Raw genomic sequence first — 15,569 nt, 5'->3', positions numbered from 1 at the left:
CATCCGAAACCATGCTCGCCGGCATCCCGGGCCAGCGATTCTCCAGTTCGCAGAAGCACATCCCTACTCCATCGATTTCATTGAGACCATCACCACTTGCTGCCTAAGCCTTGGGCGGAGCACATCAAATGACCCGTATCCTGATTGGAATTGTCACGGCGGTCGCGCTGGCCGTCGCCGGCTTCGTCGGCGTGCCCTGGTACGCCCAGGGCCGCGCCGAGCGCGAGGTCGAGGCAAGCTTTGCCCAGATCCGACAGAGCGGCGCCACGGCAACCCATGGCAAGATCGCGTTCGACCTGTGGAGCCGCAAGTTGACAATCGCCGATGTCAAGCTCGAGTCGGCCACGCAGCCGCCGGCCAGCGTCACGTTCGGCACCATCACCGCGACCGGGCTGAGCCAGCATGATTCCGAGCATGTCACGGCCGCCAGCATCGAGATCAGCGACATCGCCATGGCCGGCCAGATCCCCGGCCCCTCGCCGCTCCGCCTGAACTACAAGCTGCCGCAACTGGTGGTGAAGGATTACGCCGGCCCCGCGCGGCTCGCCGCGATCCCGGCCGGTGCGGGTGCACTCGAGACCTCCCGCACCCTCGCCCAACAGCTCGCCACCATCAACGCCACCTCGGCCACGGTGCCGCGGGTCACCGGCACGATGGAAGGCGGCGCTTCGGTCGGGCCGACCGAGTTCGGCTATTCCGGGCTGGTGGTGGACGACATCAAGGGCGGCCGCATCGGTAACTACAAGATCCAGGAGGTCACTTTCAGCACGGCGGCGCAACCGCCGAACGGCAAGGTCGAGACGGTGCGGGGCCGCATGCTCGACATCGTGACCAAGGACATCGACGTCAACGCCATCGTCGCCCTGCTCGCGCCCGAGTCCGCCCACGACGATCGTGTCGTGCGCCTGAGCGGCGTCGCCGGGGCAGGTCTCTACGAGATCACGTCCGATCTCGGCATGCGCATGCGCATCGACAGCCTCACGATGGACGAGTTCGGCGTGCGGCCGTCGCGCATCCAGCTTCCGGCGCTGGTCGCCGCCCTGACGCCGACCTCGCCGCGAACGAGCGCCATGACGCCCGATCTCATCGACAAGGTCGCCAGCATCTATGATGGCGTCGTGTTCAAGAACGTCGAGGTCAAAGGCCTGGCGGTCGAGACGCCCGACGGCCCGGTCAAGGTCGCGCTGACGCGATTCGACCTCGACGACGGCAAGGGCGACGTCGCGTTCGAGGGCTTCGACGGACGGACCCCGAACGGGCCGGTCAAGCTCGGCCGCTTCGCGGTCAAGCGCTTCGACATGGGCGGCCTGCTGCGCCACACCGCCAAATTCGCCGTCACCGGGGCCAAGCCCAGTCCGGCGGAGGCGCTGGCGCTGTTCAAGCTGATCGGCGGCATCGAGCTGAAGGGGCTGACGACCTCCTACAAGGCGAGCACCAAGCCGGTCCAGATCGACAATTTCAGCCTCGACTGGGGCCAGTTCGTCGGTCCCATCCCGACCCAGGCGCGCCTCGTCGCGAAGATGGCCGGACCGCTCGATGCGTCCAACCCGGCCTTGCTGCCGCTCCTGATCGCCGGCATCGACACCGCCGCGTTCGATGCCGATCTCGGCCTCGGCTGGACCGAGAGCTCCGGCGCGTTCGCGCTCCAGCCCTTCAAGCTCGAGGTCAGCAACCTCATCGCGGCCTCCGCCAGCGTCTCGCTGTCGCAGGTGCCGCGCGACGTCTTCACCATCGATCTGCAGCAGGCGACAACCGCAGCCGCACAGATCGAGGCTTCCGGGCTGGAATTGACCCTGCGCGATCTCGGCGCGGTCGACCTGCTCGTCGCCAACTACGCGCGCGGTCATGCGATCGCGCGGGATGCCGCGCGCAAGGCGCTGGTCGACAGCATCAAGGCGATCGGCGCCCAGGTCGCGGCCGACAACATCGATGTCGCCGGTGCGGTCGATGCAATCAGCCGCTTCATCGAGAAGCCACGCCAGACCCTTACGCTGAAGCTCTCGCCGCGCGCCAAGGTCCCGGCCCTGCAGCTCGCCCAGCTCATCGCGATCGACCCGCCGAGCGCGCTGGCGCAATTCAAGATCGAGGCGCAGACCGCGCCGTGATGTCTTTCCTGATCTAGGGAGAGAGAGAGGAGTCCGCACTCCTCTCCTCCGTCATTCCGGGGCGCGCACAGCGCGAGCCCGGAATCCATACTCCCGACAATGATTCGCGAAGGAGTCGACGGAGCAGGCATCTCGATCCTTCTCGCACGGTCGTGGTTATGGATTCCGGGCTCGCGCTGTGCGCGCCCCGGAATGACTCGCGGAGGGAGCGTGCTCGTAACCGCCGATGCTGCGCAATGGGACTCGCGCTACGCCATCCATGAACACGGCAAGTCCCGTTCACCCCAAGACGCGCGTCCTCAAGCCCGCGGCGCGATCGCCCGAGTTTGTCCGGTCGTTCGGCCCTCTCATCCGAAGAGGGCGCAGGGAATGCCGGGTGCTGGCCGCAACCCATGGCCCGCCTGCGAAAAAAATGCAGGCGGCAGGTACCACAGGTGCTGCCGATCATCCGGCATTCCCTGCGCGATGGGCTTTTCGGCTGCTTCGCGCTCTCCTCGGGGACCGGCTTGTTTGCCCCCGTCATTCGCGCAATGCCGGAAGGCATCGGCGCGAGCTTGACACCAGCATCGGGGTGTCAGGACCACGCGACTTGACCGCCCGCAACCCGCCGTTCGTCCGCGCGCTCACACGCGTTGCGACAGACTGCGGCCACCGCCTCCCCGCCTCACGTCTCGTGACGACCGCGAACCGTCCCTCTTCATCGAGGCGGGATGGCCGGAAATGTGAAGGTGATTTGCCCGACGGTGCAAGCCCCGATGCTGCGGCAAACTAACACGACGGGCAATTAGCGTATGATGGGGTTGCAGCAATTGCCCGTCGGGCAGATGTGCGACGGACTACGACGGCATGACCTTGAGCGATGTCGCCGCGTATCGCAGCAGGTAGGGTTTGCCTGCAGGTTTCCCGATGGGCTGCTCGTGTCCGAAGAAGGCGACATAGCAGTCGTAGCCGCCGATCTCCGGCTCCAGCCAGCAATGAACGACCACCCCATATTCGGGGCCGCCGTCCTGCTGACCATCGTAGCTGACCGCCGTTCCAGGCGGCAGGTACCTGTCAGGAACGGCCCGAATGCTTGATAGACTCACTTGGTCTTCCTCAAAGCTGTCACCGCGGTGAACGCGGGCTTGGCTTGCCGCGGAACGACAATGAAACTTGACGATAGAGCCTGATCTCGCAAGACTTACCAGGCATCTTCAAGATCGAGCCGGCCCCGCGCCTTCTGTTTTCGCGCGGCCCGCCGTCGATCGCTTCACAGTTCCGCCCAGCCCCATGCGCAGCCGCCAAGTCAACTTCTTTCTGACGCCGAAGGACCAGGCAGAGCTGCTGAGCAAGCTCGATCCGGCCGGTCAATTCGTCTACCTCGCTTGGCGCCGCAATGACAGCCGGATTGATATTCTGCCAACAGCCGCCGTCCGGCAGATGGGGAAGGAGGCGCTCACAATCTACATTGCGCGAGCAGATGATCTCGACGCGATGTCCTTCGATGACGTCGGGAACTTCTCAAGCGTCGACGTGATCCGATCCCCCGTGATTGAATTCAGCCGATGCTACATGGGCGATCAGCATCTCAGTGACGGCCGCTTCTACGTCGTGAACAGCTACTTCGACCGAGACGGGCGGGTTGCGAGGAAGGACGAAGACTTTCTAACATGGTCCGCGCGGCTGGTGTCGAAGACAAGGAGATGTTTGACGAAAGATCCAGATTCGTTCTTCTATCTCGGAGCCGAGGCGCTGCAGCTCAAGAGCGTTGGCATCAAAACGCCGCCCATTTAGATCGGATGCTGCCCCGCGCCGCCTCGTCCTTGCGGGGTGTCTTCACTTTTCCCTTTCGGTGACGCTCAACACCAGCGTCGACCTGGTCGTGACGTTTTGGGCCGCCAAGGCGCGGCATCGTCTCGCCCACCGACCGAGCCTCGTGACGCGGATGCGGCAGGCATCAGGCGCCGTCATGTGCAGCCTGGGCGGCGCACTGTTGTTGGCGCGGCGCACGAGATGACGCCAAGATCAGCTGGCGCGAAGTTGCGCTTCCAACACAAATTACACTTCCAAACAAACGTGCCGCAGCACGCCGGCGCTTGTGGCGCCGGCACACGCAAGCCGATGCGTTGCGGCCGCCTTTGCCGGGCTAGTCGCGATAGCGGCAGAGCTCGTCGCCGTTCTCGTATTCGTAGCAGATCTTGACGCGCCGGTAGGGCCGATCCCCCTCGGAGCTGCGCGCGCGACGATCCATGTCGTCATCATCGCGCTGCATTCGCGCGTTTCGGCCCGTGGTGCGATGATCCATGTCCTGGTCCATCATGCGGCCCATGCGGTGCTGGCGCATCCGATCCATGTCCATGCGATCCATGCCCATGCGGTCGTCATCGCGCTGTTGTGCCGTCCAGTCGCGGTTCACCCGCGTGTCTTCGGCCCTCTGGCGCTCGCGTTCACGGGCCTGGTCCGACTGCTGGGGCGTGCGTTCCGGCTGCACGGGAACGGCCTGGGTTTGGCTGGTTCCCGGCATGCTGTCGGCCTGCTGGGCCCACGCGCCTGCGGAGAGGAGACAAGAGGATAGTAACACGACGGTCGCTGCTGCTGGAACGCGCATGGTTCATCCTCCAAGGGAATGCTGTCTAACCGCGCGGGTCAGCGTTGGTTCAAACGACATCGCCTGTTTTGGTGCTGCGCCGCACAGATGACAGCCGGACGCAGAAGCGAGCTGGGCCGGGGCGGCCGCGGGCTGCTCTCTGGCGTCAGCCCGAGATCAGGTCGTGGTTGATTCCACGCCGGCGCCAATATCGCGCACGGAGCCGCGGTGCGATCTGCCACGAGACAATGGCTGACAGCACCACGCTCAGGGCAATCATGACAGGCATTGCGAGCATCGCGTGATTGCTGAGCGGCGTGAGAAGAATCGTCAGAACTCCCGCACCGAACAGCACGGCCTGAACCATCATGAAGACCATCGCCGAAATCTGTGTTCGCATGGACATTGCGGTCGCTCACGGTTGTTGCGCCTGCAAGTCAATGAAGCATCCGTCGAACAGTTCCGGCATGATCTCGAGGCCGGATCCGTGCCGCCCGGCCGCCCACAAGCCGGCCGGGGGACGTTGTTTGCACTGCGGCGTTGACGGGGGACGACAAGTTCGGCTGCGTCCCCCCCGCCCGTCATTCCAGCTCGATCGCCTGGTAGGTGCCGGTCTCGTCGAGTGCGGTGCCCCAGATCTTGTGCGAGGCCTGGTGCTCGGCGCGTCCGAACGACAGCTTGCTGCCAAGGCCGAGGTCGATGCTCTGCATCGACTCCAGCGTGTCGACCAGCCGCTCGGTCTCGAGCGGCGTCGTCTGCTTCAGGGCCTGGATCAGGATGCTTGCCGAGATGAAGCCTTCGAGCGAGGTGTAATCCGGCGCTTCGCCGGGGAAGTACTTTTCCAGCGCGGTCTTGTAGTCGAGCACCAGGCTCGAATAGCCGGCGACCGAGGGAACGCCCTGCGTGACGATGACGCCGTTGGTGTATTTCGAGCCGAGCAGCTTCAGCTCGGCCGCGAGCGACGACGATCCGACCGCCGAGATGTTGGCATAGATCAGCCCTGGAACCGCCTCGTGGGTCTTCTCGATGAATTTCGCCGCCGCGCGGTCGGTCGCGATCATGATCACGGCCTTGATCGGCGGCTTGGTCTGCGCCTTCAGCTTGCCGACGGCCTCGTCGACGTCGAGCGTACCGCGCGGGAAACCATAGCGGATGATCGGATCGGTGATGCCGTTCGCGCGGAACGCCTTGGCGACACCGTTGGCGCCGTCGTCGCCATAGGCGTCGTTCTGCGCGAATACGGCGATCTGCTTCGCCGGAATGCGCTTGACCTTCATCAGATAGCGCACGATCGCGGCGGTCTCTTCGGCGTAGCTCGCACGATAGTTGAAGACGTAGCGGTCGGGCGGATCGCGGCGGACGACGGCGGAGCCGCTGTAGGGCGCAAAGAACAGCGCCCGGCGCTCCAGCGCGTAGGGAATCGCCACCGCGTTGTTGGCAGTGCCCATGTTGCCGATATAGCCGAACACCTGATCCTTCTCGTACAGCTGTGTCATGGCGCCGAGCGTCCGCGTGGGATCATAGCCATCGTCGGCAGCAATCAGCCGCAGCTTGCGGCCGTTGATGCCACCGGCATCATTGGCGCGGGCGAACGCGGTCTCGATGCCGAGTTTCATCTGGCGCGCGGACTCCTTGCGGACTCCGGAGAACGGGATGACGGTGCCGAACCGGATCTCGGTGTCGCTGACGCCGTGCGGAAGCGGAGGCGGCAGGTTGGCCGTGGGCTGCGTCGACGCGGCCGCGGTCGACGGCGCCAGCGCGAAGGACAGCGAGGGCGCCGCCGACTGCTGCTGGCTGAGTGACCGCTCAAGCTCTGCCAACTGGCGCTCTGCGGTCTGACAGTTCACCTGCGAGGACGCGACCCGGCCGCGACCCTCGGCGATATAGCTGTTGAAGGTGCGGATGAGCCCATCGCGCTCGCCGCCATTCGAAGAGCCCTGGCGGATCACTTCGCTGAATTGATCGATGATGGTCTGGACGCGCCCCTGGGCGATCTCACGGCACGTCGCGGCCTGGCCGACGACCGGTCCGACGCGGGCGGCGAGATCACGAACGACATCGGGGGAAATGGGGACAGCAGAGGCGGCAGGGACGAAGAGGCAAGTTCCGAGCAGGAGCGCACACCAGCGAACGGTCATTTTGAACTATCCGTCTTCTTGTGATTGGTTGGCTATGTTCACTACATGAGTCAGACAGGCTTCCTATTAAGGACAGGTTGCATGACACCGCAACCGCCATTCGACTGATCGGTGCCGCCTGGAACTCATAGCGGCCCACACCGCTCGATCGCGTTACGCGCCGCGTCGCGCAAGGTGCCGAACTAACAAGCGGCACGAACGATTAGTTCTCAGAATCAACGGTTTGCCGTAGGGGCACGATGACCGCTCTGGCCGGCCGCTCGACCACGTCAGCGCGATGCTCCCGATCGTCCGGCGCTGCCTGGACGCGACCGGAGACCCGGATGAAGTTGTTCGCAGTCTTAACCAGCATTAACGCGAGAACATCAAATGCAGAGCGACGCCTTTAAGGCCGGGTCATCTTGCGCCGCAGTCTCGAGTCACCGGCGACGACATGCCGCAGCTCAGCATCCGATAACGACGAGGTGAGACTGAATTGACGGGAGAAGCGTCCTGACCCGCCGGCCCATCGCTGGCTCGCTGCCGATTTTGGCGATAGCAGCAGATCGCAGCTCATAACAGTGGGAAGAGGTTCGTGATGCCATGGAAGAATACGACGATGGAGTTCGGTGCGATCGCCAAGCTCTTCCACTGGACCGGCGCCGCGGCCTTCATCGCGGCCTATGCCGTCGTGTACTATGTCATCTGGTTCATGGACGACACTTCCCCGGACGCCTTGCCCGTGCTCAACGTCCATTGGGTGCTGGGCATGATCGTCGGCCTGTCCGTCCTGCCTCGCCTGCTGTGGCGGCTCGTCAACGTCCAGCCCGATCAGCCGCATGCATCAGATGCCGAGGCGTGGCTCGCGCACGCCGCGCATTGGGGATTGTACGTGCTGCTGATCCTGATGCCGCTGACCGGCTATATCGGCACCGATGCCGCCACCGACTTCGGAGCGTTCGCGCTGCCGAACTTCCGTGAGACGGCGCTATTCGGCTGGATCGAGACGCGCTGGGGGATCACCTGGGAGGCGTTCGAGCCACCGGTCGACGCAATCCACCATGTCGTCGGCAAATGGATCGCGTGGATCGTGGTGGTCCTTCACGTCGCGGCCGCGCTGTTTCATCACGTCGTCCGCCGCGACGGCGTCCTGACACGGATGCTGCCGGGCCGTTCGGCCGCGTGAACGATGCGCGACCTGTGACGACCGCTCTGCGATCCCCACACGATCGTCATTGCGAGGAGCCGCAGGCGACGAAGCAATCCAGAGTCCTCGTGCCACCCTGGATTGCTTCGCTGCGCTCGCAATGACCAAGATTCGAGCATCAACCTCAGTCCGCCGAACTACTTGTTCGGCAAGTTGGTCCTGATGTGCAGCTCGCGCAGCTGCTTCGTGCTGGCCTCCGACGGCGCGCCCATCAGCAGGTCCATGGCCTGCTGGTTCATCGGGAACAGCGAGATCTCGCGCAGGTTCGTGGTGCCACAGAGCAGCATCACGATGCGGTCGACGCCGGCGGCCATGCCGCCATGCGGCGGGGCGCCGTACTGGAAGGCGCGGTACATGCCGCCGAAGCGGTCGACCACCTCCTGCTCGCCGTAACCGGCGATCTCGAACGCCTTCACCATCGCGGCCGGCTTGTGGTTGCGGATGCCGCCGGAGGCGATCTCGTAGCCGTTGCAGGTGATGTCGTACTGGAACGCCTTGATGGTCAGCGGATCCTGCGTCTGCAATGCTTCGAGGCCGCCCTGCGGCATGGAGAACGGGTTGTGCGAGAAGTCGACCTTCTTGTCGTCCTCGTTGTACTCGTACATCGGGAAGTCGACGATCCAGGCCAGCTTGAACTGATCCTTGTCGGACAGGTTCAGCTCATCGGCGACCTTGTTGCGGGCGAGGCCTGCGAACTTCCAGAACTTGTCGGGATCGCCGGCGACGAAGAAGGCAGCGTCGCCCTCCTTGGTGCCGAGCTGGCTGCGGATCGCAGCCGTGCGCTCCGGACCGATGTTGTTCGCCAGGGGACCTGCGCCCTCGCCGCCCTCGCGCCACATGATGTAGCCGAGGCCGGGCTGGCCCTCGCCCTGGGCCCACGAGTTCATGCGGTCGCAGAACGCGCGGCTGCCGCCGGATGGCGCCGGGATCGCCCAGACCTGGTTCTTGGGGTCCTCGAGCATGCGCGCGAACACCTTGAAGCCGGAGCCGCGGAAGTGCTCGGAGACGTCGGCCATCTCGATCGGGTTGCGCAGGTCGGGCTTGTCGGAGCCGTATTTGCGGATCGCCTCGGCGAACGGGATGCGCGGCCAGCCCTTGGTCACTGGCTTGCCCTTGGCGAAATCCTCGAACACGCCGGTGATGACCGGCTCCATCGCCGCGAACACATCCTCCTGCTCGACGAAGCTCATCTCGACGTCGAGCTGGTAGAACTCGCCGGGCAGGCGGTCGGCGCGCGGGTCCTCGTCGCGGAAGCACGGCGCGATCTGGAAGTAGCGGTCGAAGCCCGACATCATCAGCAGCTGCTTGTACTGCTGCGGCGCCTGCGGCAGCGCGTAGAACTTGCCGGGATGGATGCGCGACGGCACCAGGAAGTCGCGCGCGCCCTCCGGCGACGACGCGGTCAGGATCGGGGTCTGGAATTCGAAGAAGCCCTGCTCCTTCATGCGCCGGCGCATCGAATCGATGATCGCGCCGCGCGTCATGATGTTCTGGTGCAGCTTCTCGCGGCGCAGATCGAGGAAGCGGTATTTCAGCCGGATGTCCTCAGGATATTCCTGCTCGCCGAACACCGGCAGCGGCAGCTCGTCCGCGGGGCCGAGCACCTCGATGTCGGAGACGTACAGCTCGATCTTGCCGGTCGGCAGATCGTCATTGTCGGTGCTCTTGTTGTCGGCGCCGGCCGGGCGGCGGCGCACCTTGCCCTCCATGCGCACGACCCATTCCGAGCGCAGCTTCTCGGCCAGGCTGAACGCCGGCGAGTCCGGATCGACGACGCATTGGGTGATGCCGTAATGGTCGCGCAGGTCGACGAACAGCACGCCGCCATGGTCGCGGATGCGATGGCACCAGCCGGACAGCCGGACCGTCTCTCCGATGTTGCTCTCGCGGAGCGCGCCGCAGGTGTGGGTCCGGTAGCGATGCATGGTCGTCCTGAATGGTCGTCGTGAGGAGAAGGAATCGGCGCAGCCGCAGGGGCGCGCTCCGAATGCGCGCAGGGTTTAGCCGAGCCGCCCCGGCGCGGCAACCGCAGGAACGGGCCTTTTCGGCTTCGCGCCGGAAAAGGCCGCCCGCCCTGGGCCTCACCGCAACGTCGGCGCCGATGCCGAATTGAGCTGGCGCCGAAACGCTCATCCGACGGCCGTTTGGGCTCGAAAAACGGCCGCCCCGCGCCTATCTTGGAGCCATGACCGTGCATTTCCCCTTCCAGAACTCCTACGCCACGCTGCCGGACAATTTCTTTGCCCGGGTGGCGCCGACCCCCGTCGCAGCGCCTCGTCTGATCAAGCTGAACCGGCCTCTCGCCGCGGAGCTGGGGCTGAACCCGGCCGAGCTGGAAACGCCGGAGGGCGCCGAGATCCTGGCCGGCAAGACCGTGCCCGAGGGCGCTGAGCCGATCGCGATGGCCTATGCCGGCCACCAGTTCGGGCATTTCGTGCCGCAGCTCGGCGACGGCCGGGCGGTCCTGCTCGGCGAGGTCGTCGACCGCAACGGCGTCCGCCGCGACATCCAGCTGAAAGGCTCCGGCCCGACGCCATTTTCGCGCCGCGGCGATGGCCGCGCGGCGCTGGGGCCGGTCTTGCGCGAATACATCGTCAGCGAGGCGATGGCGGCCCTGGGCATTCCGACGACGCGCTCGCTGGCTGCGGTCGTGACCGGCGAGCAGGTCTATCGCGGCACCGCCCTGCCCGGCGCGGTGCTGACCCGTGTCGCCACCAGCCACATCCGGGTCGGCACGTTCCAGTATTTCGCCGCGCGCCAGGACACTGACGCCGTGCGCCGGCTCGCCGACCACGTCATCCACCGGCACTATCCGGATCTCGCCGGTACCGAGCGCCCCTACCACGCCCTGCTGGATGCCGTGATCGCCCGCCAGGCCAGGCTGATCGCCGAGTGGCTGCTGGTCGGCTTCATCCATGGCGTCATGAACACCGACAATACCTCGGTGTCCGGCGAGACCATCGACTACGGCCCCTGCGCCTTCATGGACGCCTACGATCCCAAGCAGGTGTTCTCCTCGATCGACGAGTTCGGCCGCTACGCCTTCGCCAACCAGCCGCGCATCGCGATGTGGAACCTGACCCGGCTTGCCGAGTGCCTGTTGCCGCTATTCGGCGACGACAAGGACCAGGCGATCAAGGAGGCCGAGGCTGCGCTCGACGGCTTCGCCACCCAGTTTACGGACGCGCACCAGGCGGGCCTGCGCCGCAAGCTCGGCCTGGCCACGCAGCGCGAGGGCGACCAGCCGCTGGCGCAGGCATTGTTCGACGCGATGGCGGCGGCCCGAGCCGATTTCACGCTGACGTTCCGCCGTCTCAGCGACGCCGCCGGCAGCGGCGATCTCAGCGAGGTCCGCGTCCTGTTCGAGGATCCCACCGGCTTCGACGAATGGGCCCAGCGCTGGCGCCAGCGCCTGGCGGAGGAACCGCAGACGGCGGCGGAGCGGAGCGCGGCCATGCGCAAGGTCAATCCCGCCTTCATCCCGCGCAACCACCGCATCGAGGCGGTGATCACGGCAGCGGTCGAGAACGACGACTACGCGCCGTTCGAGGAGCTGCATGCGGTGCTGGCCCGGCCCTATGACGACCAGCCGGACCGGGCTGATTATGCCGATCCGCCGCAGCCGGAGGAGCAGGTGTTGCAGACCTTCTGCGGCACCTGACACGCGGTCTTAACCTCGCGTCCACCATCGCCCTGACAGCGCCCGGGCCCTTAAGAAACGATCAACGCAGCCCCGACAAGTTGAACCAACAAGTCGGGGAGGTCTGAGACGTGGACGCGCTGGTGTTCGAATTCATGGGTCTGGCAATGATCGCCTTGTGCCTGATCGTGCTCGCGGTGCCCTCGGCGCGCCGGCCTGCGGGCCGCGTCCGGCATCACTGACCGGCGCCGGACGCGCCCTATCATCAACCATAGAGCGATCAGCTCGCGTCGCGGTGCTTGCGTTCGGGGCGGATTGGGCCGACAAGCGGACACGAATTCGTCCCGTACCCTTTGCCGACACCCTTGACTTGTCAGCGTTTTCGGACGACGGCGTAAGAGCCTCGTCATGGATCGTTCATGGACTTGATCACCACCACCGCGGACCTCGCAGCCGCCTGCGCCCGCCTCGCCCGCCACCCGGTCGTCACCGTCGATACCGAGTTCCTGCGGGAAACCACCTACTATCCCCTGCTCTGCGTCGTGCAGATGGCGAGCCCGGACGAGGCCGTGGTGATCGATGCTCTGGCCGAGGGCATCGATCTCAAAGCCTTCTTCGAGCTGATGGCGAACGAGAAGGTCCTCAAGGTCTTCCACGCCGCCCGCCAGGACATCGAGATCATCTGGCACCGCGCGGGCATCGTGCCGCATCCGATCTTCGACACCCAGGTCGCCGCGATGGTGCTGGGGTATGGCGACAGCATCGCCTATGACCAACTGGTCGAACGCATCACCGGCCATCGCCCCGACAAGACCCACCGCTTCACCGACTGGTCGCGCCGGCCGCTGACCAAGGAGCAGGCGCACTACGCCGAGGCCGACGTCACCCATCTGCGCGACGTGTTCGCCGCGCTCGATGCCGATCTGAAGAAGCGCGGGCGCAGTGACTGGGTCAGCGAGGAGATGGAGATCCTGACCTCGCCGAAGACCTACGACTTCCACCCCGAGCGCGCCTGGGAGCGGCTGAAGACCCGCGTCCGCAAGCCGAAGGAATTGGCCGTGTTGATCGAGGTCGCGGCCTGGCGCGAGCAGGAGGCGCAGAGCCGCGACGTGCCGCGCAGCCGCGTGATGAAGGACGACGCGGTCGGCGACATCGCCACCCATGCCCCGACAACGATCGAGAAGCTCGGCAATCTGCGCTCGCTGCCCAAGGGCTTCGAGCGCTCCAAATGGGGCTCCGACATCGTTGCCGCCGTGCAGCGCGGCCTGGCGCGCGATCTCGCCGCCCTGCCCAAGCTGGAAAAGCCGCGCAACAACTCCAACGGTGCTGCGATCGTCGAGCTGCTCAAGGTCCTGCTGCGCATGACCTCGGAACGCCACGCCGTGGCGAGCAAGGTCATCGCCACCGTCGACGATCTCGAGCAGATCGCCGCCGATGACAATGCCGACGTTGCTGCGCTGCAGGGCTGGCGCCGCGAGCTGTTCGGCGAGGCCGCGCTCGCGCTGAAGCACGGCAAGCTCGCACTCGCCATCGAGAAGGGCCGCGTCGTCCGGGTCGACCGGGCCTGATCGGCGTCGCAGCGGCTCTGGCCGGCTGCGTCTTCCCGAGTCTGCCAAGTTGATTGCAGCAGGCGGCACGGGTGGTCATGATGCCGCCCATCATTCGGCGCTGGTCTGCCCCCTCAACTCCGCCTCGATTGTCTGGGACACCTCAACCAGAGCCATCGAAAGGATGTAGGCGCTGGTCGGCAGATTGAGCTGGCGCGCCTTTGCGATGGCTGCCCGGAGGCTGCTCGCCAGCTCTTTGAGCTCTTCCTCTCGGGTCATGTCGTGGTCTCGGTCCTGGAGCTGCCGCGTGAGCAAAGACGATTGCGAACCGCCGGAACAGAGGCTGCTGCGGCTGCTCAGCGAGAATCCGGTCGACCTGCACGTCGTCGAGGCCCTTCGCCTCGTCGTCGCGTTCAACAAGATCAGCGATCCGGCCGATCGCCGTATGATTATCGATCTGGCCGAACGACTCGCCTCAGGATGATACCGCCAATAGCCGCCGCGGTCACACCGCGAGCCGGCCGCCGGCGCCGATAAGCTCGGCGCTGTCGAGGACGCCGGCAAAATTGCCGATCACCTTGGTTACAACCAGCTTGTACAACGCGGCGTCGCCGGCGCAGGCCTGCCGGCAGGCGACGGCGTCTCCGATCACCTGATAGCGGTGACTGCGGTGAAAGCCGTCCACCACCGTCGAGAGGATCGTCTCGTCCAGCGAGAAGCCGAGCAGCACGCAGCGCATGCTGCGCATGTTCGCCATGTACTCGGCGAACCGGGCCGAGCTATAGGCCGAGGGCAGTGGATGCTCGAACGCGAGCTCCCCCGGCGTTGGCTTGAAGTCCGGAAGCCAGTTCGTCAGGTTGGAGGCCGGGTTGAACCAGGCTGCCTGTGCGATCCGCTTGAGATGGACGACCGGCCACAGGTTGTCGCGCCAGAGCGCGATCAACTGCCGGCACAGCGCCATGACGACGTCGCCATCGGCGATCAGATGCCTGCGTCCCTCGGCGAGATATTCGCACTGCAGATCGGCGCAGACGAGAACAGGCGGATCCGCCTCGGTGGCACCGAACAGATCTCGGCCCGTCATCACGGTCTCGCTGCGGCGAAGTCGTGCAAGGGCGACGATGCCGGCCGGCCGGCCGAGAGATCGAGCACACCCGGCCGATCCCAGTCGCCTTCCGGACGAATGATCATGTAGGGATCGCTGTCGAGCGTGATCGCATCGTCGCACGGCTCGAGGTCCAGCACCATCTCCGTGTAGGAGAAGTCGGAGAATGTAAGCTTGCGATTATGGCCGAGCGGCTTGGCGCCGAAATGCGCCCAGAAATCGACGAGACGATCCTGCGCGTGGCCATAGGCCTTCTTGAAGCCCTTTCGCCTGCAATAGTCGAGAGCCTCGCGAACCAGCTTGAACGACAGCCGCGAACGCCGGTACTGATGGCGCACCGCCAGCCGCTCGACCTTGGCGAAGTCGCCGAAGAAGCGCACGCGTACGCATCCCGCCGGCTCCTTGCCGACGAAACCGAGGAAGTGGGCTGCAACCAGATCGTTGCCGTCGAACTCCTCCTCCATGGGACAATCCTGCTCGGTCAGGTAGACCGCCGAGCGGATCGCGGTAACGAGCATGAGGTCATTCGGATCGCGCGCGATGCGCACCGTGATCGCGCGGGGATTTGTCTTTGCCGCCCTGGCCGAACTAATGCTGTGCATCCGCAATGCTCCCTTGTTCGAAACCCTTCATCGACTGGATCGAAGGCGCGATCATCTCGGGCATCCGGTTCCACGGCCGCTGATACCACCAGAGATCGGGCTGAAAGCTCGGCACCGGCGTGAAGCCGAGCGCGCCGAGAAACGCGCGCCCTTCCGGACTCGATGGTTGCGCATAGTAATCGGCGGCGCGAAATCTCGCGCCTTGCAGCGCCTGCGCGACATTGCCGAGACCGATCGCTCCTCGCCCTTGCGCGACGAGCGCCCAGACATAGATGGCGGCTACGTCTTCGTCCGGCCGCGCCAGAAATCTGCGCGGCGGATCATTCAAATTGAACTCATCCAGGAGCAACGCATCGAGGCCTGAGCAGTTGAGATAGAGGAAGGCGATGCCGCCGAGCAGGTTCCTGCCGCGGTAGAGCGCGAAGATCGAGTCCGGATCGTGCCGCAAGAACTCCGCAAGCTCGTGTTCTGAGGCACGAACGCCCGGTATTTCCCGGCGTGCGAGCGCCGTGAGCTCGCCGAGCCGATCGGGCGTGACCGCCTGAGCCGCGACCCGATCCGTCCGCGGCAGCGCGTCGAGCTGATGTCGCAGCGTGAATTCTGTGCTTCCGCGGTGAGGGTTCTGCATCTATGTTTCCAGCTTGGCTTTGATGACGTCATCATACTTGTCGGAGCTGGAG

General features: G+C 65.3%; 15 protein-coding genes. 6 read left to right on the top strand and 9 right to left on the bottom strand.

The features are described from left to right. Window positions 1-128 precede the first annotated feature (128 nt). Entirely contained in the window at window positions 129-2,105 is a 1,977-nt protein-coding gene (locus QX041_RS06350; RefSeq protein ID WP_316164717.1) for a hypothetical protein, read from the top strand. An 836-nt stretch (window positions 2,106-2,941) separates the two neighbouring features. Here QX041_RS06350 and QX041_RS06345 read toward each other — a convergent pair. Further along, on the bottom strand, window positions 2,942-3,190 hold the full coding sequence (locus QX041_RS06345; RefSeq protein ID WP_316158550.1) for a hypothetical protein: 249 nt from the start codon (window positions 3,188-3,190) through the stop codon (window positions 2,942-2,944). Window positions 3,191-3,374: 184 nt separating this feature from the next. On the opposite strand from QX041_RS06345, the gene QX041_RS06340 reads away from it, so the two are divergent. Beyond that, a complete protein-coding gene (locus QX041_RS06340) occupies window positions 3,375-3,878 on the top strand; it encodes a hypothetical protein (RefSeq protein ID WP_316164716.1) in 504 nt (167 codons plus the stop codon). 352 nt (window positions 3,879-4,230) lie between these two features. On the opposite strand, the gene QX041_RS06335 is transcribed toward QX041_RS06340, so the two are convergent. The 3 genes from QX041_RS06335 to QX041_RS06325 all read right to left on the bottom strand — a co-directional run bounded on the left by QX041_RS06335 (window position 4,231) and on the right by QX041_RS06325 (window position 6,809). Next, window positions 4,231-4,692, bottom strand: coding sequence for a hypothetical protein (locus tag QX041_RS06335; protein WP_316164715.1), 462 nt, complete (start codon window positions 4,690-4,692; stop codon window positions 4,231-4,233). 145 nt (window positions 4,693-4,837) lie between these two features. Further along, window positions 4,838-5,050, bottom strand: coding sequence for a hypothetical protein (locus tag QX041_RS06330; protein WP_315712348.1), 213 nt, complete (start codon window positions 5,048-5,050; stop codon window positions 4,838-4,840). Window positions 5,051-5,252: 202 nt separating this feature from the next. After that, window positions 5,253-6,809 (bottom strand): ABC transporter substrate-binding protein, encoded by a 1,557-nt coding sequence (locus tag QX041_RS06325; protein ID WP_315712350.1) that lies wholly within the window; start codon window positions 6,807-6,809, stop codon window positions 5,253-5,255. 577 nt (window positions 6,810-7,386) lie between these two features. On the opposite strand from QX041_RS06325, the gene QX041_RS06320 reads away from it, so the two are divergent. Next, window positions 7,387-7,974: a cytochrome b gene (locus tag QX041_RS06320; RefSeq protein WP_316164714.1), complete on the top strand. Its 588-nt coding sequence runs from the start codon at window positions 7,387-7,389 to the stop codon at window positions 7,972-7,974. Window positions 7,975-8,132: 158 nt separating this feature from the next. On the opposite strand, the gene aspS is transcribed toward QX041_RS06320, so the two are convergent. Next, a complete protein-coding gene (gene aspS, locus QX041_RS06315; RefSeq protein ID WP_315712352.1) occupies window positions 8,133-9,920 on the bottom strand; it encodes an aspartate--tRNA ligase in 1,788 nt (595 codons plus the stop codon). 260 nt (window positions 9,921-10,180) lie between these two features. On the opposite strand from aspS, the gene QX041_RS06310 reads away from it, so the two are divergent. Together QX041_RS06310 and rnd are read left to right on the top strand one after the other, a co-directional pair. Next, complete coding sequence (locus QX041_RS06310; RefSeq protein WP_316164713.1) at window positions 10,181-11,656, top strand: protein adenylyltransferase SelO; 1,476 nt, start codon at window positions 10,181-10,183, stop codon at window positions 11,654-11,656. A 398-nt stretch (window positions 11,657-12,054) separates the two neighbouring features. Next, window positions 12,055-13,203, top strand: coding sequence for a ribonuclease D (gene rnd, locus QX041_RS06305; RefSeq protein ID WP_315749976.1), 1,149 nt, complete (start codon window positions 12,055-12,057; stop codon window positions 13,201-13,203). A gap of 90 nt (window positions 13,204-13,293) precedes the next feature. Here rnd and QX041_RS06300 read toward each other — a convergent pair whose 3' ends face one another. After that, window positions 13,294-13,461, bottom strand: coding sequence for a hypothetical protein (locus tag QX041_RS06300; protein WP_315712357.1), 168 nt, complete (start codon window positions 13,459-13,461; stop codon window positions 13,294-13,296). A 28-nt stretch (window positions 13,462-13,489) separates the two neighbouring features. Here QX041_RS06300 and QX041_RS06295 point away from each other — a divergent pair, with 28 nt between their 5' ends. Next, window positions 13,490-13,666: a hypothetical protein gene (locus tag QX041_RS06295; protein WP_315712358.1), complete on the top strand. Its 177-nt coding sequence runs from the start codon at window positions 13,490-13,492 to the stop codon at window positions 13,664-13,666. Window positions 13,667-13,687: 21 nt separating this feature from the next. Here the strand turns inward: QX041_RS06295 and QX041_RS06290 are convergent, their stop codons facing one another. Genes QX041_RS06290 through QX041_RS06280 form a run of 3 tightly spaced genes read right to left on the bottom strand, consistent with a single transcriptional unit; the run spans window position 13,688 to window position 15,517 of the window. Next, the gene (locus QX041_RS06290; RefSeq protein WP_315712360.1) at window positions 13,688-14,266 is read right to left on the bottom strand and encodes an isochorismatase family protein; all 579 of its coding nucleotides are present in this window, start codon (window positions 14,264-14,266) and stop codon (window positions 13,688-13,690) included. Then, window positions 14,266-14,889, bottom strand: a complete 624-nt coding sequence (locus QX041_RS06285) for a GNAT family N-acetyltransferase (protein WP_315826804.1) — start codon at window positions 14,887-14,889, stop codon at window positions 14,266-14,268. The genes QX041_RS06290 and QX041_RS06285 overlap by 1 nt, the downstream gene beginning before the upstream one ends. Continuing rightward, a complete protein-coding gene (locus QX041_RS06280; RefSeq protein ID WP_315749974.1) occupies window positions 14,876-15,517 on the bottom strand; it encodes a hypothetical protein in 642 nt (213 codons plus the stop codon). Before QX041_RS06280 ends, QX041_RS06285 begins: the two co-directional genes overlap by 14 nt. Window positions 15,518-15,569: the final 52 nt, after the last annotated feature.

This window comes from Bradyrhizobium sp. SZCCHNRI2009 (assembly GCF_032485115.1).
GTDB lineage: Bacteria > Pseudomonadota > Alphaproteobacteria > Rhizobiales > Xanthobacteraceae > Bradyrhizobium.
This window is presented reverse-complemented; position numbering and strand designations above follow the sequence as displayed.